Genomic DNA, 20,055 nt, shown 5'->3' on the forward strand with positions numbered 1-20,055 from the left:
CGAGGGTTTTCGGGTGGCACGGGCTATGCTGAAGGCCGCCCGATGCCTCGATTTCGCACCCTTCCTGCGTGCCTCGCGCTGCTCGGCGTCCTCCTCGCCGCGGGCGCCGCTCAGGCACAGTCCGTCACGATCAGCAACAAGCAGTCTCTCCTCCGCCTCACCCCGGACGGAAAGACCGTGACCAAACGCCAGATCAACCCCGAGGCCATCAACTACGCCGACTGCCTGGCGAACCAGGTGCTCGAGATCAACTACGTGACGTCGGGCGGCGACGCGAACAAGACGCTCGAGGTCTGGGCCGGGCAGCAGGACTGCAAGCCCATCGCAGCGCGCACGGGGACGACCCAGCAGTGCTGGCGCCCGTTCGGCAACCTCACGATCGCGCAGACCGGCACGATTCGCATCCCCGTCCGCAACATCATCAAGAGGAGCACGGGCACGAACGTGATCGACGCGACGGGCGATCCTTCCGTGTGCTCCGGGATCGCGCTGTCGACCTTCAGCCTTTATTTCATGTGGTTCCAGGGCACCGGGACGGACCCGATCGGTACCACCGATCAGGTCGACATCCAGGTGAAGACGCAGGGCCCCGCCGCGCTCACGGGCCTCCAGGTGCTCCCCGGCAACACGCGCCTCATCGTCACGTTCGACGCCGTCGGCGAGGCCGGGGTCACCGACCAGCGTGGTGTACGCGTCTACTGCGACGACCGCCCGACGTCCTCGACGACGACCACCCGAGAGGTCGAGGTCTGCCCCGACGCCAGCGCCTCGCTCGACGCCGGAGAGGACGCCGAGCCGGTCGACGCCGCCTGCACCAAGCGCACCGAGACCGTATCCACGGGGAGCGCGCAGTGCAGCTCGTCGGTGCTCGTCCCGTCGCAGTCCGACGGCGGGGCCCCGGTCCTCCCGGACGCGAAGTACCTCTGCGCCGAGCTCGGGGGGAACACCGGCAGTCGCGTGGTCGTCGAGACCGCGTTCGATTCCAAGCTCCGGAACGACACGAAGTACGCGGTCTCGGTGGCCGCCGTCGACTCGTTCGACAACGTGGGGACGTTGTCGACTCCTCAGTGCGCGACGCCCGGGCAGACCACGGACTTTTGGGACATTTACCGGAGCTCCGGGGGCCAAGCCGGGGGATGCTCGGCCGAGGGCTCGTCCGAGGGGAGCCTCGCCGCCGCGGTGCCCTTCGTGGCCGCGCTCGGGGCCATGATGCGTCGTCGTTCGAAGAAGAAGGTGGTGTCGTGATGAGGCCGTCGCGCCTTTGTTTCGTGCTTGCCGGTGTCCTGGCCGCGGCCCCGTGCGTGCTCGTAAGTCCCGAAGCTTGCGCCGAGTCGTCCCTCACGCGGCACTCGAAATACGAGAGCCCGCAGCGGTTCGCCGCCGAGGTTCGGTTCTCCCCGTACGTCCCGCAGATCGACAGCGAGCCGGGCCTCACGGGGAAGCCCTACGAGTCGACGTTCGGCACGATGCCTCGCCTCATGTTCGCGGGGGAGCTCGACTGGCAAGCCTTTCGTATCCCGCACCTCGGCTCGATCGGACCTGGCCTCGGGTTCGGCTACACGAACATGAGCGACACGGCCCGCCTGCTCCGGGACAACAGCCCCTCGGGGGACGAGACCTCCCTCGACATCTGGCAGTCCTACGCGGTCGCCGTGCTTCGTGCCGACGTGCTCTGGCGCGACTTCGGCGTGCCGATCGTCCCCTACGGAAAGGCCGGCCTCGGTCTCGGGCTCTGGCGCGCGGCGAACACGGGCGGTACGGCCGAGTACCAAACCGGCGCGGGGCCCGTCTCCGGGAAGGGGTACTCGTTCGGGACCCACTTCGCGCTCGGCGCGGCGCTCGCGCTGAACTTCATCGACCGCGGCGCCGCCGTGAACCTCGACCAGTCGGTGGGGATCAACAACACGTACTTCTACGCCGAGTACTACTTCAGCACGCTCAACGGGATCGCCCAGTCGAACGCGCTGCGGGTCGGGGCGAACACGTGGGCCATGGGCCTCGCGTTCGAGTTTTGATGTTTCGTAAAACTCAATAGTTACGGTGCTTTGATGGCGCCTTTGCGGCTCACGAGCGCCCCTGGGGAAAGAGGGCGTTCAGGAGCAAGAGCGCCACGCTCGCGACGTAGGTGCTGAGCCCCAGGATCACGAACGTGAGCGCGCGGCCGTAGGCCAAGGTCTTCCTATCGCGGTTCTCGAGGGCGTAGAGCACGGCGTCGCGGGGCGGGCAGGGGGCAATCTGCGTGGTCCAGCGCACCACCAAGATCCCGCCGATGCAGAGCGCCGCGCCGACGAGCACGAGGACGAGGCCCGCGACGATGAGCACCGCCGCGGCCACGCTCGTCTTGGCGATGTTGGCGCCGCTGAAGCCCGTCACCGTGATGGTGATGCCGGTGAGCGAGAGGAGCGTCTGCGCGCGGGCCGCGAGGCTCTGGAGCTGCCCGTCGACGAGCGCGAGCACGCGGGTCGCGTCTCCCTCGTAGAGAGCGAGCAGGTGCTCCGTCTCTTCTTCGCGTGTCCGCGCGGGCCGGGCGACTCCCATGGGCTCACATCCCCGCGAGGATCTCGAGCAGCGGAGGCACGGTGACGAGGAGCTCCTGCGCGAGCTTGCGGTCTCCGAACATCACGAGCGCGCCGCCCGACCCCGCGCGGGCCGATGCCGGCGCCATACCCGCTCCGAGGACCTGCTCCGGGAAGAGGAACTCGCCCGCGCGAACGGTGCCGACGACGCGCTCCCCATCGACCAGATCGAGCTGCCCCACGCCGACGACGACGATGCCCGGTACCTGCGCGCCGCGCTCGACGAGCGTCTCTCCTTCGAGGAGCGAACGAACGGCGAGGCGCGAGGTGACGAGCTCGCGCAGCATGGAGTCGATGCGCGTGCCGAGCGGACCCTGGGTGACGCCGGCGAGCGCCTGGAGTGCGTCGCCAGCGGCGCGTAGGTCGTCCTCGACCCAAGGGCAGCTCCCGAACGCTTCCCCGACGGCGGCGTCGTCCCACACGGCGACGGTGCCTCCGGAGGCCGAGCCGACGAGCCGGATGGCCACGCGTGCGTCCGGGGTGCCCTGCGCGCGCAGCACGTTGCCCTTGGAAATCCGACCGATCGTGACGTCGACTTTCGCCGGCGCGATGTCGACGTCGCCGTCGAGCACGCACGCGAGCGCGAAGCTCTCGATCACCTCGGAGGGCACGAGCCTGCGCACCGTGGCCTTCGCCGCGAAGGTCTCGCGCGCGTCGTCGGGGAGGTCTCCGAAGGCCTCGATCGACGCGATGTCGGGGGGGCCTTCGGCGCTCGTCGCCGTGGAGGTTTCGGGGGAGGTCTCGAGCTTCGGCGGAGCCTCGGAATCGGAGAGGAGCGACGCGGCGACGTGCTCGGGGACCGCCGCGACCTCGCGTGTGGACACGTCGGTCGGGGCGACCGGGGCCTCGACGGGGGCGCGAGGGAGGTCTTCGGTGTCGGCGGTGGCCGTGGGGCGTTCTTCCGTGAACGACGCGCGCGCCGGGGGCTCGGGGGACGCCTCGAGGACCGCGGTGCTCGGGTCGACGGCGGGCACCTCGGCCGTGCGATCGGCGCGACCTTCGGACGAGGACGTGGGCTCGGGCGCGTCGGGCTCGGGTTTCGCGGATACCGTGGCGAGCGGTTCGGCCTCGGGCGTGGCGTGGGGACGCGGGGCCTGGCTCTCGGAGAGGGCTGGGCGAGCTGCGGGAGCCGCTGGCGTAGCAGGTGTGCGAGCGGACGGAGCCGATGCCCTAGGAGCAACACGCGCTACGCCACTGCCTTCGGGGCGGGGAGGGCCCTCTAGGCGCCTGGCGCCGTCACCAGGGGAGGTGCGCCTGGCGCCGTCACCAGGGGAGGTGCGCCTGGCGCCGTCACCAGGGGAGGGGCGCGGCGGGCCGGGGCGGGCCGGGGCGGGCCGAGGGGGAGTTGGTGCGACCTCGACCGGGGTCGGCTCCGTTCGCGGCTCGAGCTCGGGGGCCGTCGGCGGTGGCTCGGGAAGCGCGGGCTCTCCGCGCTCGTCGTCCTCGCCGCGGGGAGCCTCGGCCGAGAGCGGTGGCTCGAGGCGCCGCGCTTGGGTGTCCTCGTCCTCGAGCTGCGTGTCGATGCGCGCGCGGGGAGAGTGGCGCGGGTTCGGTCGGAGCTTCGTGCGCTCGTCCTCGTGCTCGTCGGGGTCGTCGGGGGCGAGGGAGGGGAGCGCTGCGGTCTTGTTCGTGGCGTCGGGAGCCAGGGGAGCTGGGCGACCGGTCTCCGTACGCTCGTCGTCGTCGGGGGGAGGGGGAGCGCTGCTCGAGCTACGTTCCTTCGCGGCCTGCGCCATCTCGGCGAGGTGGTTCATGTCGACGATGGGCGTCGGCATGGGAGGGCGCACGTCGGGCAGGGGGACCGGAGGCAGGCTCCCGGGGACGCGAGGCGAGGGCCGCGGCGGCACGGACCTTCGTGCGGCGGGGCGCTCCGACGTGCGCTCCGTGGAGGGTTTGCCCGCGAGGGTCTCTTCGTCCTCGCCCGCGGGGTCGTGTCCTCCGAGTTGGGAGAGGAACTGCGGCGGCACGGGGAATTTCCGCGACGACGGCGCTTGGGATGGCGGATGCGAGGACGGAGGGGACGATGCTCGCGACGTCGGGGAGGGAGGCTTGGCCGGCGACGGCGCCGGGGACGCCGCGGCTCGCGGAGGCAGGTTCGCCCGAGGCAACGCCGGCGCGCGTGGGATCGCGGGCATCACCGGTTTGGGCGCGCCAGGGGGAGCCGACGGAGGCGCCGAGGGCGGTAGAGATTGCACGTCGGCCGAGTCGAGAGAGACGGGCGCGAGGGAGACTCGAACGTCGACGTCGTCGATGGAGACGTCGATAGGGGGGAGGCTGGGCTTGGCTGCGCTCGCCTGCTCGAGGGCCTCGCTCAGCTCCGCCGCGGCGCGGCCGAGCTCGATGGCGCGGTCGTCGTCGTTCTCGTCGGCGGCGGCGCGCGCGGCGCGACGAAGCCACACGAGCGCGTCGGCGCGCTCGTTCCTGCGCCATTGCGTCTCGGCGGTCTGGAGCGCCCAAGAGACGTCTTCGGCGTCCGTGTCGCGTGCAGGCGGAATCCCGGCCATCGGTCCGTCGGCAACGCTATCCGAGAACGGCGAGCTTGGGAGAAAAGTCGTGCCGTGCGCCGGTGAGGGGTCGCGGGTGGTCACCCGAGCTGCCATGCATAAGTGCCTGGTATTGCTTGGGTTTCATACTGCCTGCGAAAGAGGCACGCTCGGCGGAGATGGCGCGGTGTTGGCACGGAGAATGCCGGCGACGCGCTGCGTGAATGCTGCTTGAATTCGATAGAATTTGGCCTAAGACGGAGCATCGCCCGATGCTGTCGGGTACGTCTTCGGTTCGCTGCCCTCCTCGCTTATGCGACCTCCCACGAGACCCTCCTCGAAAGGTTCGAGTTTGACGCGCGAGTCCTCAAGCAAGGCCGAGTTTCGTGTCACGGTGACCGGTGTTGCCGGTCGCTCCACCGAGGTAGGGTCCGAGCCGCCGCCTTCGTCCTCGAGGACGAAGGTCACGCGGATCACACGATCCGATGCCGTCGACGTCGACGAGGTTCCGTGCTCGTCGAACATGACGATGGAGGCGTGGGCTGCCATGAACGCCGAGCTCGGGCACTCGCCCGAGGAGTGCATTCGTACGCGGATGATCGGCGAGCTCTCACGCATGATGCGTGACCCCGAGATGCCCGAGGACACCCGCACGGCTGGGCTCACGTTGATCGGGTGGCTCGCGCGGCGCATGCCGGGCGAAGCCGCGCATGCGCTGGGCGCGCCCCGCGAAGGGGTGACGAGGGCGAACCGGTCGACGAGCGACGTCGGGCCGCGCGGCAAGGCCGTCGCGGTCACGAGCGTCGCGGAGCGCCGAACCGGGAAGCGGTGAGGGCCGCGCGGGTCGTCCCGCTCGTGCCCCTCGCTGCGCTCACGGCGCTCCTCGTCGCGCTCGTCGGCTCGCGCGCGCTCCGCGCGCCGAGCCGCCGCGCGCCCGCGTGCCCCGAGGCCCCCGCCGCCCTCGTGTCGGCCACGTCGCCGGCCGAGCCGGCGACGCGGCCGCCGGGGCTCCCGCGCCTCACGGGCCCCACGCCGCCGCCCGCGGCCGCGCCGCCGGCCCCGGCCGACGTCGCGGCCGCGCGCGTCGCCCACGCGGGCACCACGGGGCACGTGCCCCACGGGGGCCCACGTCGCACGCACCGCGCGTGGGCCCAAGGCCCACGCACGGGGCGCGCGCACGTGGCCTTCGCGGTGCCCGTGGGGGGCGCGGCGGCGACCGAGGTCGCCGTCGCGCCCGACGGGGCGCGGCTCTACGTGGCCACGCTCGCGGGCGAGCTCGTCGCGCTCTCGCGCGACGGGCTCGAGCGCTTCCGTGTGCCCCTCGGGAAGGACAAAAAGGGGCACCCGGCGCGGAGCTACGTGGCGCCGGCCGTGGGGCCCGACGGCACGGTGTACGTCGGGAGCGACGCGGGGAAGCTCCTCGCCGTGACGCCCGAGGGGCGGGTGAAGATGTCCGTCGACCTCGGCGACGAGGTCGACGTCGCGCCGCTCGTGCTTCCCGGCGGCGACGTCGTCGTCGCCGCCGGGAAGGCCGTGGTGCGCGTCGACCCGCGGGGGAACGTCGTGCAAAAATTCGAGGCGAAGAAAAAGGTGTATACTGCACCCGCCCTCGTCGGCCGCGATCCGTCGAAGCTCGACGCCCACGATCTCGTGGTGGTCGGCTCGCAAGACGACCACGTCTACGGCCTCGTCGTGGGCACGTTCGAGGTCGCGTTCCGCACGACCCTCGGCGCCGACGTCGACGGCTCGCCCGCCGTCTTCGACGACGGCACCTTCGCCGTCGGCACCGACGCGGGCGAGGTCGTCCGCCTCGGCACGGACGGGCGCGTGCTCGGCCGCACGAGCGTCGGTGGGTTCGTGCGTGGGCCGCTCTCGATCGCGCGTAACGGAGACGTGCTCGTCGGCACGTACGGCCCCGCGCCCAAGGTCGTGCGCGTCCGCGGAGACGCGATCGTCGGCGCCTTCCCCATTCAGGGAACGGGTGCACGCGAGCACGGAATCCACGGTGGCCCCCTCGAGGACGCGGCCGGCACGCTCTACTTCGGCACCCAGGACGATCACGTCTACGGCGTCTCGACCGAGGGCGAAATCGTCTTCGATTTCGCGACCAAAGGCGACGTCGACGCCCCCCTCACCCTGCTCGATGACGGCACCCTGATCGTCCCCTCCGAAGACGGCACCGTCTACGCGATCGCGCCCTGATCCCTTGGGACGCGCCTGACAATTTCGTCGTCTCTGCTATTCGATTCTTCGATGGGACTTCTTCTTTGCGCCGTATGCGATCGTCACGTGCGTCCCGACTCCCAGCAGTGCCCTTTCTGCGGCGCTTGTGTGTTCGCACCGGTACCTGCCGCCACGCGCGCACACCGGGCCGCGATCGTGCTCGGCGTCGCCTCCGCCGTGCTCGCGGTCGAGTCGTGCTCGGTGGTCGCCGTCTATGGCGCCTCCGGTGGGGAATGGTTCGACGCTTCGCGCCCCGCGCCTCGTGACGCGGCGACTGCCCCTCGTCCCCCCGCCTCGTGCGAGCAGCCCGCCGCGCTCCTCGATCTGACGGCTCCGCCGCACTTCGCGGGCGTGTGCTCCGACGAGACGCTGGTCGCGATCTCCGATGCGTGTTTCGAGCGCAAGCCGAGCTGCAACGACGTGCTCGCGGCCAACGGTGCCTGCGCCGCGTGTGCTCTCGGACCCTACGATCGAAGCGGTGGGTCCGCGTCGCAGCTCGGCGCCATCGCCTACGACGAGAGCGGGGAGGTTTCCACCTACGCATGTGCCGCGCTCGTCATCGGGAGGCACGACTGCGCCATTCCCGCCCAGCGCGCCGTCACGTGCGTGACCACGGCGTGCGCGTCTTGCGAGCCCTCGCAGCTCCCCTCGTGCGAGGCCGATGCCCGGGCCGGCTCCTGCGCGCCGGAGATCGCGGCAGCGAGCTCGTGCCTCGATCTCATCGTCGCGCGTCGGGGCGAGTGGCTCGCGCGGTGCACCGGCCCCACGTTTCGTGACGGCTTCCTCGCGGTCGCCCACGAGCTGTGCGGCGCGCCTGCGAGCGACGGTGGGCTCGACGCGCCCGGCGATGCTCCCACCGACTGACGACGCTCGCATCCAACCACGATGGGCGAGCTTTCCGGTCTTCGGAAGGTGGGTCACCGGCGTCCTGCCGAGAGCCTGCTACGGTTCTCCTATGGCTCTCTTCCTTTGTGCAGCGTGCGACCGTCACCTCCGCGAGGACGCCGTCGCCTGTCCTTTTTGCAGTGCAACCACGCGAGCGGAGGTTCCTCCGGAGACGCGCACGAGCCGCGCGGCGATCGCGCTCGGCGTCGCGTCCGTCCTGCTCGCCGTCGAGTCCGTCGCGTGCTCGGCGGTCTACGGCGCTCCCATCGAGCGGAGCGATCCTCCCGCGCGCCCCAGCACGGATGCCTCGTCCCCCGACGGCGCCTTCGTTCCCCCGGCGCCCACGGGCCCTGCCTGCTACGACCCCGGCGGAATCGAGCCTATCGTGGGCGTGCCCCCGGCGCTCGCGCAGGGAGTCTGTACGCCGAGCGCCCTCGCGGCCCTCGCCGACGCCTGTCTCGACGGGGGGCCGAGCTGCCAAACGGCGATCGCGGCCGATCGTCCGTGCGCGGAGTGCGCGCTCGGGCCCTACGCCGGCCGTTCGGGCCCGTCTGCGCCTCTTGGGGCCATCGTGCCTGCGGGAGGTGACACCGTGGCGGCGGCGACGACCACGTGCGCTGCGCTCGTCATCGGCCGCCCCGACTGCGCCGTGTCCGCCCAGCGCGCCGTCACGTGTATCACCACCGCGTGCGCGTCGTGCTCGGCATCGGATCTCGCGACGTGCGACCCGAGGGCCGAGGCCGCCGCATGCAGCTCGGCCTTCACGGTGGCGCGCTCGTGCCTCGACACCATCGAAGCGCGCCGCGGAGAGTGGCTCGGTCGATGCACGGGTCGCACCACGCGCGACGCGTTCCTCGCCGTCGCCCGAGAGCTCTGCGCTTCGCCGGTGGCCGACGCGGGCGCCGACGCCTCGGCCGACGCCTCGCGGGACTGATTGTCGTAAACGCCCGAATGGATTGTTGATTACGACGAAGGTTCGGCCGCGTCGTCGTTCGAGGCGATCGGGAACGTCAAACGAAAGCGCGCCCCCGGTCGTTCCCCTTCGCGTGCTCCGGTCAGCGCGAGGGTGCCGCCGTTCGCCTCGGCGATCGTGCGGACTACGGCGAGGCCGAGCCCCGAGCCCTTCTCTTTCGTCGTGAAGAAGGGCTCGAAGACCCGCTCTCGAAGCTCGGAGGGCACGCCGGGCCCGTCGTCGGCCACCTCGATGGCGACACGACCGATCTCGCCCCTCACGGCGACCCGCACCTCGCCGCCGGGAGACGCCTCGAACGCGTTCCGTACGAGGTTCGTCAGCACCTGTTCGAGCTGCCCGCGATCGAGGAGGCACACGAGGCCTCCTTGTCCCGTATCGACGTGCAGCTTACCCCCCGCGGCGATCGCGTCGAGCAGCGGTCGCATGCTCGCGACGACACCTGCCACGTCGACGGGCGAGCGACGCACCGAGCCCTGGCGCGCGAACACGAGCAGTTGCCGCAAGAGGCGCTGCTCCTGGGCCATCGCGTCGTCGAGCAGGGCTACGGCGCCTCGCCCGACCTCTCCGAGCGGCTCTCGTGCGAGCACGGCCACCTGCAGCGTAGCGAGCTGCACGATGTTGGCGAGATCGTGGGCGACGCCGGCTGCGAGCCGCCCAAGGGCCGCCATGCGCTCTTGGGCGGCGAGCCGGTGCTCGGCGGCGGCTCTCGCGCGCTCGGCCTCGGTGCGTGCGGCCTGCTCGAACGCCACCGAGAGGAGGTCGGCCATGCTTCCGGCGAAGTCGACGTCGCGTGTCGTCCACGCCCGAGGGCCGCCTCCGCAGTGCTCCTGGCAGAGCATCCCGACGATCTTTCCGGACTGGAACACCGGGGCGTCCAGCATCGAATGGATGCCGTTCGGCTCGAGGTAGGCGTGGCAGAAGGCCTCGGTCGTCGGATCGCGCCGCGCGTCCTCGGTCGCGATGACTCGTCGCGTGCGCCCCGCCTCGGCGTACCGCGGGTAGTCGGCCATACGCAGGGCCACGTCGCAGGGGACATGCCCCTGACCTCGGACGTGCAAGTGAACGCAGCGGAGCACATCGTCGTCGTCGAGCATCCACAAGCTCGATCGTTCGACGTCGAGCGTCTCGCTCGCGATGCGCGTGACCTTCGCCACCGCCTCGTCGAGCTCTGCCTCCGAGGACACCCCCGCCCGCGCGATCGTGAGCCGAGCCTTCTCGAACGCGCTCATCCGCTCGTCGGTCATGCGCCCATGATGCACTTGCGCAACGGGACCGCATCCTCAAAATGACGTATCTCCGGTCGCCGTTCAGTCGGTCGCTCGTAGTGTCATCCGATTGCCGAATGGTCCTGAGGCCTTGGACCTCAGCCGGGCTCGAGGAACCGCGTGAGGACCTTCATCTCGCCCCACCCCGGGAAAAAGGCGAGGACGGCCGGCTCTGCCAGCTCCAAGAGCTCGACGACCTGACCCACTCCGAACTTTTTGTGGCGCACCCGAGCCCCTCGCCGGAGGGCCCCGCCGCGCGGCTCGTCGTAGCGCTCGTGGGCGTCGTCGTGATCGACGTAGCGCTCTCCGGGCGCGCGCGGGGGGCTCTGCGCCGCGGCCCTCGCCGCTTGAGGATGACGGAAACCGCCGCCCATCGTGGCGCGTGGCGTGGCGTCGACGTAGCGCGAGGCCTCCGTCGCCTTCGCGGCCGAGGTCGCACTCGCGAGGACGACGTCTCGTGGGACGTCGCGGAGGAAGCGGCTCGGGGCGCCCGTTCGGGTCGTGCCGAACACCTGGCGCATCTTCGCGTACGTCATGACGAGCGTCTCTTTGGCGCGTGTCACGGCCACGTAGGCGAGCCGCCGCTCCTCGTCGAGCTCCTCGTCCCCGCGGAGGTCCATGCCTTTGTAGGGGAACATGTCCTCTTCCATGCCGGTCAGAGCGACCACGTCGAACTCGAGGCCCTTGGCGCTGTGCACGGTCATGAGCGTCACCTTGCCGGCGGGCTCGGCGCCGTCGAGGTCGGAGTCGAGCGAGACCCGCTCGAGGAAGCCCTCGACCGTCGCCTTCTCGCCCCGCGCCTCGCACTCGGCCGCGTAGTCGTCGAGCGAGCCCTCGAGCTCGGCGAGGTTCTCGAGGCGCGAGTCGGCCTCGGGGCTGTCGTCCGCCTCGAGCGCCGTTCGGTACCCCGTCTTGGCGAGCACGTCACGGAGCACGTCGGCCGGGGATCGCGTCTTGGCGAGCTCGGCGAGAGCGGAGAGCAGCTCGCGCACCTGGCCGAGCCGCTTGCGCGCCGCGGCGCCCAGGTCCGGCGCCTCGTCGAGGTGCCCCATGGCCTCGAAGACCGACGTGCCCCGCTGGGTGGCGAGGTCGGTCACGCGCTCCATCGTGGTCTTCCCGATGCCGCGCGCAGGGACGTTCACGATCCTCAAGAGGTCGACGTCGCTCCTCGGGTTCGTGAGCACGCGGAGGTACGAGAGCGCGTCCTTGATCTCGGCCCGCTCGAAGAACTTCATGCCCCCTACCACTTGGTAAGGGACGTTCGCCGCCCGCATCTGCTCCTCGAGCACACGCGACTGCGCGTGGACCCGGTAAAATACGGCGATTTCCTTCGGGTCGACGCCCGCCCCGATCGCGTCCCGGACGAGCCTCACGACGTACGCGGCCTCGTCCCTCTCGCTCGCCGTCTCGATCACGTGGACCTTGGAGCCCGCGTCGTTCTCGGTGAAGAGCTGCTTCGGCTCGCGCGTCGACGAGGGGGCGATGACGCCGAGGGCGGCCCGCACGATGTTGGCGGTCGAGCGGTAGTTCTGCTCGAGCTTCACCACCTCGGCGTCGGGGTAGTCGTGCCGGAAGCCGCGGATGTTGCGGACGTCGGCGCCGCGCCAACGGTAGATGGACTGATCGTCGTCGCCGACCACGCAGAGGTTTCGGGTCCGCTCGGCGAGGGCGCGGAGGAGGCGGTACTGCGTGCCGTTCGTGTCCTGGAACTCGTCCACGAGCACGTGGGAGAATCGGCGACGGAGCGCGTCGCGTGCCTCGCGGACGGCGGGCTCGGCCCCGTCCTTGGCCTCGAGGATGCGGACCACGCGGAAGATGAGGTCCTCGAAGTCGACGGCGTTCGCCGCGCGGAGGCGTGCTTCGTAGGCCACGTAGGCCTTCTGGGCGGCCTCGTCGAGGTAGGAGTCGATGCTCATCTCGTCCGGGCCGCGCCCCTCTTGTTTCTCCTTGTGGACGCGGGCGAGCATGGCCCTCGGGGGGTAGCGCTTCTCGTCGAGCTCGAGGTCCCGGAGCACGCGTGTCATGACCGAGCGTTGGTCCTGCGCGTCGTAGATGACGAAGCTCGACGTGAGCCCCGCACCTTCGGGGTACCTGCGCAGGATCTTGGCGCACGTCGCGTGGAACGTGCCGACCCAGAGCTCACGCGCGGCCGGGCCCAGCATGCCCTCGAGCCTGTGCCGCATCTCGCCCGCGGCCTTGTTGGTGAACGTGACGGCCAGAATGCGAAACGGCGGCACGTCGTGGCGGGCGACGAGGTTCGCGATTCGGTACGTGATGACGCGTGTTTTTCCGCTCCCCGCGCCCGCGAACACGAGCAGGGGGCCCATCGTGTGGGCCACCGCCTGCGCCTGAGGGGCGTTCAGGCCGTCGGCGAAGGGGTCTTCGGCCGGCCCTTCGGCCTCGAAATCGTCGTCGGAGAACACCCCCGGGGTTCTACCAAAGGGCTGCCGGCCCCGCGGCAAACATTGTCGGCGTCCGACCCGCCCAAGGCCCGCGCGACCCGGTGCCCACCCTCGACGCCCGGAGCCTCGCCTCGCCCTCTGTTTTTACCCCTTCCCTCGGGCGGACCGTCTTATAGTTGTCGTACTTTCCGCCATGACCGACACGAACACCGAAACCAAAGCCGAAGCCTCCGAGAACCAAGAGCCCGTGAAGGCGGAGGTCGTCCAAGAGGCCGCGCCCGAGGCCAGCGGCGACCCTGCTCCTGCGGTCGATCCGCTGGAGGTCGCGAAGGCCGAGGCCGCGAAGCTCAAAGAGCAGCTCATGCGCACCGCGGCCGACTTCGACAACTTCCGCAAGCGCTCGAGGCGCGAGGTGGAAGACGCTCGAAAGGCCGGAAAAGAAGACCTTCTGAAGGAATTCTTGCCCGTGTTCGACAACCTCGATCGCGGGATGCAGAGCGCCCAAAAAGCGACCGACGTCGCCGCCGTGGCCGAAGGGCTCTCGATGGTGCTCCGGCAGTTCGTCGACACGCTCGGTCGCCAAGGCATCACCAAGGTGCCCACGGTCGGCAACCCCTTCGACCCGTCCGTCCACGAGGCCATCCAGCAGGTCGAGAGCGACGAGCCGCCGGGCGACGTCATCGCCGAGGTCCAGTCGGGCTACGTCCAAGGCGGGCGCCTCGTCCGCGCCGCCCTCGTGGTGGTCGCCAAGCCGCGGTCGTCGTAGTCGCCGAGAGGCACTTCCGCTTTTTCAAGGGCTCGAAAATATGAGCAAAATCATCGGCATCGACTTGGGGACGACGAACTCGTGCGTGGCGGTCGTGGAGACGAGCCCCGCCGGCAAGGTGGACGTGAAGGTCATCCCGAACGCCGAAGGGGCACGGACGACGCCGTCGATCGTCGCGTTCACGGCGAGCGGGGAGCGCCTCGTCGGTCAGCCGGCCAAGCGCCAAGCCGTGACGAACGCGACGAACACGGTCTACGCCGCGAAGCGCCTCATCGGTCGCAAGAAGAAGTCGGACGAGGTCGTGCGCCACGCCGAGCGCTCGCCCTTCAAGATCATCGAGTCCCCGAACGGCGACGCGTGGATCGAGGTCGGCGGCAAGCAGATGGCTCCGCCCGAGGTGAGCGCGATGGTGCTCACGCGCATGAAGGAGATCGCCGAGACCTACCTCGGCGAGACGGTCACGGACGCGGTGATCACCGTCCCCGCGTACTTCGACGACGCCCAACGCCAAGCCACGAAAGACGCCGGCACGATCGCGGGCCTCAACGTGCGGCGAATCATCAACGAGCCCACGGCCGCCGCCATCGCCTACGGTCTCGAGAAGAAGCAGGCCGAGCGCATCGCGGTCTACGACTTGGGCGGAGGGACGTTCGATATCTCGATCCTCGAGATCTCGGACGGCGTCTTCAGCGTGAAGGCTACGAACGGCGACACGTACCTCGGCGGCGAAGACTTCGACCTCCGCATCGTCGACTCGATCGCCGAGTCGTTCTTGACGGAGAACAAGGTCGATCTCCGCAAGGACAAGATGGCCCTCCAGCGCCTGAAAGAGGCCGCCGAGAAGGCCAAACACGAGCTGTCGTCCTCGATCGAGACCGAGATAAACCTCCCGTTCATCGCCGTCGGGGCGAACGGCGCTCCGCTCCACGTGGTCCGCACCATGAAGCGGAGCGACCTCGAGATGCTGACGGGCGACCTCATCGAACGCAGCCTCGAGCCCTGCAAGAAAGCCCTCGAGGACGCCAAGCTCCGCCCGAGCGACATCCAGACCGTGGTGCTCGTCGGTGGCATGACGCGCATGCCCGCGGTCTACAAGGCCGTCAAAGAATTCTTCGGCGCGGAGCCATCGAAGAGCGTGAACCCGGACGAGGTCGTCGCGGCCGGCGCGGCCCTCCAAGGCGCTGCCCTCGACAACGACGCGAACGTCGAGGTCCTCCTCCTCGACGTGACGCCGCTCTCGATGGGCGTCGAGACGGGCGGTGGCGTGTTCACGCCGCTCATCCCCCGCAACACCACGATCCCCACCGAGCGCAGCGAGGTCTTCACCACGAGCCTCGACAACCAGCCCTTCGTGCCGATCCACGTGCTCCAGGGCGAGCGCCGCATGGCCGCCGACAACCGCAGCCTCGCCCGCTTCGAGCTGACGGGCATCCCTCCCGCACCGCGCGGCGTCCCGAAGATTCAGGTGACGTTCCGCATCGACGCGAACGGCGTCGTCTCGATCGACGCGAAGGACCTCGGCACGGGGCGCTCGCAGCAGGTCAAGGTGACCCCCACGAGCGGCCTCGACAAGAACGAGATCGACCGCATCATCAAAGAGGGCGAGCGCTACGAAGCGACCGACGCCGTTCGGCGCGAGCTCGCCGAGCTCCGGAACGCGGCCGAAACGCTCCTCTACACGACGGACGCTGCCCTCGAGGGGTACGTCGACCTGGTCGACGCCGACACGCTCGAAGACACACGCGAGTCGGCGAAGCGTCTCCGCACGCTCGTCGACAGCCAGGGTGACATCCAGTCGCTCCGTTCCGCTTACCAAGACCTCGAAGCGCGCACGTTTCAGCTCGCCGAGAAGCTCTACGGCAGCTGAGCCTATCCTCTCGAGGCGCCCTTGCTGCTATGAGGGGCGCCATCATCCATGGCATCGCACGGTCATCAGCCTCAGGGCGGCAAGGATCTCGCCAAGGTCGCCCTCGCGGCGCTCGGCGTGGTCTACGGCGACATCGGCACGTCGCCGCTCTACACGATGCAGGAGTGCTTCGCGCATGACGTGAAGCCGACCGAGGCCAACGTGCTCGGGGTGCTCTCGCTCATCTATTACGCCCTGCTCCTCGTGGTGGTGGTGAAATATCTCACCTTCATCATGCGAGCCGATAACAAGGGCGAGGGCGGCATCCTCGCGCTGCTCTCGCTCGTGAACACGAAGAAGGCCATGGGGGTGCTCACCCTGCTCGGGCTCTTCGGCGCGGCGCTCCTCTACGGCGATGGCGTGATCACACCGGCCATCTCGGTCCTCTCGGCGATCGAGGGGCTCGACGACGAGTCGCATCGGCTGAAACCGTTCATCATCCCGCTCACGGCCATCGTGCTCGTCGTGCTGTTCGTCGTGCAGCGCCGCGGGACCGCGGGCATCGGCGCGGTGTTCGGCCCCACGATGATGATCTGGTTCACCATGATCGCGGTCATGGGCGTGCCATGGATCCTGCGCCACCCCGACGTGCTCCGCGCGCTCGATCCGCGCCACGCCGTCGCGTTCTTCGCGGCGAACAAGTTCCACGGGTTCGCGGTCCTCGGCTCGGTCGTGCTCTGCATCACCGGGGGCGAGGCGCTCTACGCCGACATGGGACATTTCGGCCGCAAGCCGATCGTCCTCGCGTGGTACGTGATGGTGCTCCCGGCCTTGCTCTTCAACTACACGGGCCAGGCGGCGCTCCTCCTCGAGCGCGGGACCATCGAGGAAGGACACAGCGTCTTCTATCGGCTGATCGTCGACGAGGCGAGCCCCTTCCACAAGCTCGCCGGGGACGCCGCGCGCTACCCGGTCGTCGCGATCGCCACGGTCGCCACGGTGGTCGCGTCGCAGGCGCTCATCTCGGGCGCGTACTCGCTCACGCGCCAGGCCGTGCAGCTCGGCTTCTCTCCGCGCGTCACCATCGTGCACACGTCGGGCGAGGCCGAGGGCCAGATCTACATCCCCGAGGTGAACTGGGCGCTCATGGTGGCGTGCCTCGGCCTCGTGTTCGCGTTCAAGCAGTCGACGGCCCTCGCCGCGGCCTACGGCATCGCCGTCACCGGCACCATGGGCATCACGTCGATCCTCTTCTTCGTGGTGGTGCGCCAACAGGGAATGGCCACGTGGAAAGCCGGCCTCCTGCTCGCGCTCTTCCTCTCGGTCGACCTCGCCTTCTTCGGCGCGAATCTCCTCAAGTTCGTCGATGGTGGCTGGTTCCCGATCGTGTGCGCGGCGCTCGTCTTCACGCTCATGACCACGTGGAAACGAGGCCGGATGGCGCTCGCCCAGTCCATGGCCGACGCCACCCTCCCGATCGACCTCTTTTTGGCCGATCTCGAGGTGCAAAAGCCTCACCGTGTGCACGGCACGGCGGTGTTCATGACCTCGAACCCGGACGGCGCGCCGCCCGTGCTCCTGCACCACTTCAAGCACAACAAGGTGCTCCACGAGCGCATCCTGTTCCTCGCGGTCACCACGACCGACGTGCCCGAGGTGCCCGAGGCCGAGCGCTTCGAGGTGGGCGAGATCGGCCAGGGCTTCTTCCGCGTGAAGCTCAAGTACGGCTTCATGCAGACGCCGAACGTGCCTCAGGCCCTGCGCCAAGCCAAGGAGCGCGCGGGCCTCGACATGGACCTCGACGACGTGAGCTTCTTCCTCGGACGCGAGACCCTGCTCGTCACCGGCAAGTCGAAGATGGCGCGCTGGCGGAAGAAGATCTTCTCGCTCATGTCGAAGAACGCCCGGCCCGCCACGGCCTTCTTCGGCATCCCGCCGAACCGCGTGCTCGAAATGGGGACCCAGATCGAGCTTTGACACTCGTGGCGTAAGTGCTCGATATGTAAGTGTATTTGCTCGGTGTTGCTGGGCGCGGTGAGTGCGACGGAAGCCCGATCCTGCGCTGGGCGTTGTAGTCTCCAAGGCCTTGCGTCTCGCTCCTCGATTGCTCGTCGCGTTCGGATTCTTGGCCACGCTCGGCACGGCGGGGCTCGGAGTGCTCGTCCGCGAGGACCGCGTGACCGCCGAGACGAAGCGCTTCTCGGACGAGGTCGCGCGCGCGTGCGAGTCGACCCGGGTCGAGATCGTCCACCAAGCGGAGCGCGACAAGAAGCTCGTCGGGGGCGCGTGCCAGGCGGGGGAGCTCGTCGACCGCGCGCTCGTCTCGCTCGAGGCGGGTGACTTCTCCGAGCGGAGGCTGGGGTTCGCGCAGCTCGTGCCGCAAGAGCGCGTCGCGTTCGATCTCGACGAGCTCCTCTTCGCGGTCGAAGGGGGCGACATCGTGGGCGCCGAGCCCAAGTCGCTCCTCGCCAAGAAGAGGCGAGAGGTCGAGGCCGAGATCGGCAAGGGCCCCGCGAGCTACGCGTTCCGCACGGCCGGAGGGCTCGCGATCGTGTCGCGGTGCGCGAAGGCGAGCCACGGGCACACCGCAGGGCTCATGGGCGTGAGGCACGTCGCGCCGCTGCTCGCGCAACGAGGCAGCGCGCTCGGGGTCACGGTCGAAGAGGGCACGCGCGAGGCTCGCCCGGACGAGGTCACGGCGTCGTGCACCGTCTCCGATGGGCACGGAGCCGCCGTGGCCCTCACGGTCGCGAAACCCAAGGCCGAGCTGTCATCGGCCCTCCTCCGTATCGACGAGCGCATCCTGCTCGCGGCCGCCGTCACGATGGGCGTCGCGCTCCTCTTCGCCGTGCTGCTCGCGCGGAGCCTCGGCCGCCCGCTCGCCGAGCTCGCCCGCGAGGCACGGCTCGTCTCGTCCGACGCCGCGAAGCCCCTCGCCGGGCGTGTCAAAGGCTCCGACGAGGTGCGCGAGCTGGTCGTGGCCTTCGACACCATGATCGAAGATCTCGCCGTGACACGTCGCAGGCTCGCCGCGACGTCGCGTGTCGCGGCGTGGCGGGAGGTCGCGCGGCGGGTGGCCCACGAGGTGAAAAACCCGCTCGCGCCCATTCGCGCTGCCGTCGAGACGCTGCGTCGCCTGCGCGCGCGCGACGATCCGGCGTTCGACGAGTACTTCGACGAGGCCACCCGCACGGTGCTCGCCGAGGTGCACCGCATCTCCACGATCGTGACCGAGTTCACGCGTTTTGCGCGCCTCCCGCAGCCTCGCCCCGAGGACGTCGACCCCGCCGACATCGCGCGCCACGTCGTCACCGCCCACGAGCCGCTCGCCGAGGAGACGAAGCTCGTGCTCGACATCGCCGGGCCGACGGTGCACGTCTCGGCGGATCGGGATCAGATCGTCCAGGTGCTCACGAACCTCGTGCAAAACGCGCTCGACGCCGTGCGAGGGCTCGCCGGAGCTCGCGTCGTGCTTCGGGTCGAGAGCGACGCCCACGGGCGCGCACGCTTCACGGTGACCGACTCGGGGCCCGGAATCTCGCGCGACATCGCCGCGCGTCTCTTCGAGCCGTACGCCACCACCAAGGCGCACGGCACGGGGCTCGGCCTCGCGATCGCCCAGCGCATCGCGATCGAGCACGACGGCGAGCTCTCCTATCTCGGTCCCGGGGACGACGGCAGAGGTGCCATGTTCCGCCTCGTGCTCCCGCCCGAGGGCCCGAAGCCCATGAGCGAAGCGCCCCCGAGCCCTCCTCCGTCGGTGTAAGGTGGGGCATGGCCCAGGCGAGGACGCGCCATCGATGACGACCCCCGCGAGCACGACCGAAGAAGCCTCTCTCGCTCGCCCGCCGTTCGAGCGCATGACGGCCTCCGAGAAGCTCTTCGTCTACCTGTGCACGCTCTTCGTCGCGTGCCTCCTCTTGGGCGACATCATCGGCGGGAAGACCCTGCACACGCCCCTCGGGCCCATCTCGGTCGGCATCGTCCCGTTCCCGGTCACCTTCCTCCTGACCGACATCGTCAACGACTTCTACGGGCGTAAGGGGGCGCGCTTCTTGACGATCCTCGGCTTCGTCATGGCCACCTTCGCGTACGTCGTGCTCCAGATCGGTACGTACGCGCCCATCGACGAGTCGACGTATTTCACGCAGGCCGAGTTCGCGAAGATCTTCGGCGGCAGCGCGCAGCTCTTCCTGGCGTCGATCGTCGCCTACCTCATCGGTCAGTTCCTCGACATTTACGTCTTTCAATTCTGGAAGCGACTCACCCAGAGCCGCCACCTTTGGCTCCGTGCCACCGGCTCGACGCTCCTCAGCCAGATCGTGGACACGGTCGTGATCAACTGCATCTTCTGGGGGTGGACGGCCGCCGCCGATCCCGAGGGGTTCCTCGGAAAAATGCCCGCTGCGGAGCGCTGGGCGTGGATCGGGAAGAAGATCGGGCGCGAGTACGGCATCAAGGTCGTCGTGGCGATCGCGTTGACCCCCGTGGTCTACGCGCTCCATGCGGCGATCGTGAGAGGTCTCAAAATCGAGCCCGAGAAGCTCTCGAAAGACGGGACTGTCTCGTAGTCGAGCGTCGGTAGGCGCAGGCGGAGCACGGGCCAACATCGTGATTTGAGCTGCGGACTTACGTG

General features: G+C 69.6%; 16 protein-coding genes. 11 read left to right on the forward strand and 5 right to left on the reverse strand.

Annotated elements, in window-relative coordinates; genetic code table 11:
- Nucleotides 1-42: 42 nt before the first annotated feature.
- Nucleotides 43-1,245: a hypothetical protein gene (locus tag IPK71_15125; GenBank protein ID MBK8215069.1), complete on the forward strand. Its 1,203-nt coding sequence runs from the start codon at nt 43-45 to the stop codon at nt 1,243-1,245.
- Nucleotides 1,242-2,015 (forward strand): hypothetical protein, encoded by a 774-nt coding sequence (locus tag IPK71_15130; protein ID MBK8215070.1) that lies wholly within the window; start codon nt 1,242-1,244, stop codon nt 2,013-2,015. Before IPK71_15125 ends, IPK71_15130 begins: the two co-directional genes overlap by 4 nt.
- A 49-nt stretch (nt 2,016-2,064) precedes the next feature.
- Here the strand turns inward: IPK71_15130 and IPK71_15135 are convergent, their stop codons facing one another.
- The 3 genes from IPK71_15135 to IPK71_15145 all read right to left on the reverse strand — a co-directional run bounded on the left by IPK71_15135 (nt 2,065) and on the right by IPK71_15145 (nt 5,608).
- Nucleotides 2,065-2,538 (reverse strand): hypothetical protein, encoded by a 474-nt coding sequence (locus tag IPK71_15135; protein ID MBK8215071.1) that lies wholly within the window; start codon nt 2,536-2,538, stop codon nt 2,065-2,067.
- Between the two features lie 4 nt (nt 2,539-2,542).
- The gene (locus IPK71_15140; protein MBK8215072.1) at nt 2,543-5,080 is read right to left on the reverse strand and encodes a hypothetical protein; all 2,538 of its coding nucleotides are present in this window, start codon (nt 5,078-5,080) and stop codon (nt 2,543-2,545) included.
- Between the two features lie 231 nt (nt 5,081-5,311).
- Nucleotides 5,312-5,608, reverse strand: a complete 297-nt coding sequence (locus tag IPK71_15145) for a hypothetical protein (protein MBK8215073.1) — start codon at nt 5,606-5,608, stop codon at nt 5,312-5,314.
- Between IPK71_15145 and IPK71_15150 the strand changes: the two genes are divergently transcribed.
- The 4 genes from IPK71_15150 to IPK71_15165 all read left to right on the forward strand — a co-directional run bounded on the left by IPK71_15150 (nt 5,607) and on the right by IPK71_15165 (nt 9,101).
- Entirely contained in the window at nt 5,607-5,891 is a 285-nt protein-coding gene (locus IPK71_15150) for a hypothetical protein (GenBank protein ID MBK8215074.1), read from the forward strand. The genes IPK71_15145 and IPK71_15150 overlap by 2 nt on opposite strands.
- Entirely contained in the window at nt 5,888-7,261 is a 1,374-nt protein-coding gene (locus IPK71_15155; protein MBK8215075.1) for a PQQ-binding-like beta-propeller repeat protein, read from the forward strand. The genes IPK71_15150 and IPK71_15155 overlap by 4 nt, the downstream gene beginning before the upstream one ends.
- Before the next feature lie 87 nt (nt 7,262-7,348).
- Entirely contained in the window at nt 7,349-8,146 is a 798-nt protein-coding gene (locus IPK71_15160) for a hypothetical protein (GenBank protein ID MBK8215076.1), read from the forward strand.
- 91 nt (nt 8,147-8,237) lie between these two features.
- Nucleotides 8,238-9,101 (forward strand): hypothetical protein, encoded by an 864-nt coding sequence (locus tag IPK71_15165; GenBank protein MBK8215077.1) that lies wholly within the window; start codon nt 8,238-8,240, stop codon nt 9,099-9,101.
- A 29-nt stretch (nt 9,102-9,130) separates the two neighbouring features.
- On the opposite strand, the gene IPK71_15170 is transcribed toward IPK71_15165, so the two are convergent.
- Nucleotides 9,131-10,384 carry a GAF domain-containing sensor histidine kinase gene (locus tag IPK71_15170; GenBank protein MBK8215078.1) on the reverse strand — a complete coding sequence of 418 codons (1,254 nt, stop codon included), beginning with the start codon at nt 10,382-10,384 and terminating at the stop codon, nt 9,131-9,133.
- 119 nt (nt 10,385-10,503) lie between these two features.
- Nucleotides 10,504-12,828: a UvrD-helicase domain-containing protein gene (locus IPK71_15175; protein MBK8215079.1), complete on the reverse strand. Its 2,325-nt coding sequence runs from the start codon at nt 12,826-12,828 to the stop codon at nt 10,504-10,506.
- Nucleotides 12,829-13,000: 172 nt separating this feature from the next.
- Here IPK71_15175 and IPK71_15180 point away from each other — a divergent pair, with 172 nt between their 5' ends.
- The 5 genes from IPK71_15180 (at nt 13,001) to IPK71_15200 (ending at nt 19,990) form a co-directional block, all read left to right on the forward strand.
- Nucleotides 13,001-13,573, forward strand: coding sequence for a nucleotide exchange factor GrpE (locus IPK71_15180; GenBank protein MBK8215080.1), 573 nt, complete (start codon nt 13,001-13,003; stop codon nt 13,571-13,573).
- Nucleotides 13,574-13,613: 40 nt separating this feature from the next.
- Nucleotides 13,614-15,440 (forward strand): molecular chaperone DnaK, encoded by a 1,827-nt coding sequence (dnaK, locus tag IPK71_15185; protein ID MBK8215081.1) that lies wholly within the window; start codon nt 13,614-13,616, stop codon nt 15,438-15,440.
- A 48-nt stretch (nt 15,441-15,488) separates the two neighbouring features.
- Entirely contained in the window at nt 15,489-17,396 is a 1,908-nt protein-coding gene (locus IPK71_15190) for a potassium transporter Kup (GenBank protein ID MBK8215082.1), read from the forward strand.
- Between the two features lie 109 nt (nt 17,397-17,505).
- On the forward strand, nt 17,506-19,185 hold the full coding sequence (locus tag IPK71_15195) for a HAMP domain-containing protein (GenBank protein ID MBK8215083.1): 1,680 nt from the start codon (nt 17,506-17,508) through the stop codon (nt 19,183-19,185).
- A 94-nt stretch (nt 19,186-19,279) separates the two neighbouring features.
- Nucleotides 19,280-19,990: a queuosine precursor transporter gene (locus IPK71_15200; GenBank protein ID MBK8215084.1), complete on the forward strand. Its 711-nt coding sequence runs from the start codon at nt 19,280-19,282 to the stop codon at nt 19,988-19,990.
- The last annotated feature ends 65 nt before the right edge of the window (nt 19,991-20,055 follow it).

The organism is Myxococcales bacterium (genome assembly GCA_016712525.1).
GTDB lineage: Bacteria > Myxococcota_A > Polyangia > Polyangiales > Polyangiaceae > JAAFHV01.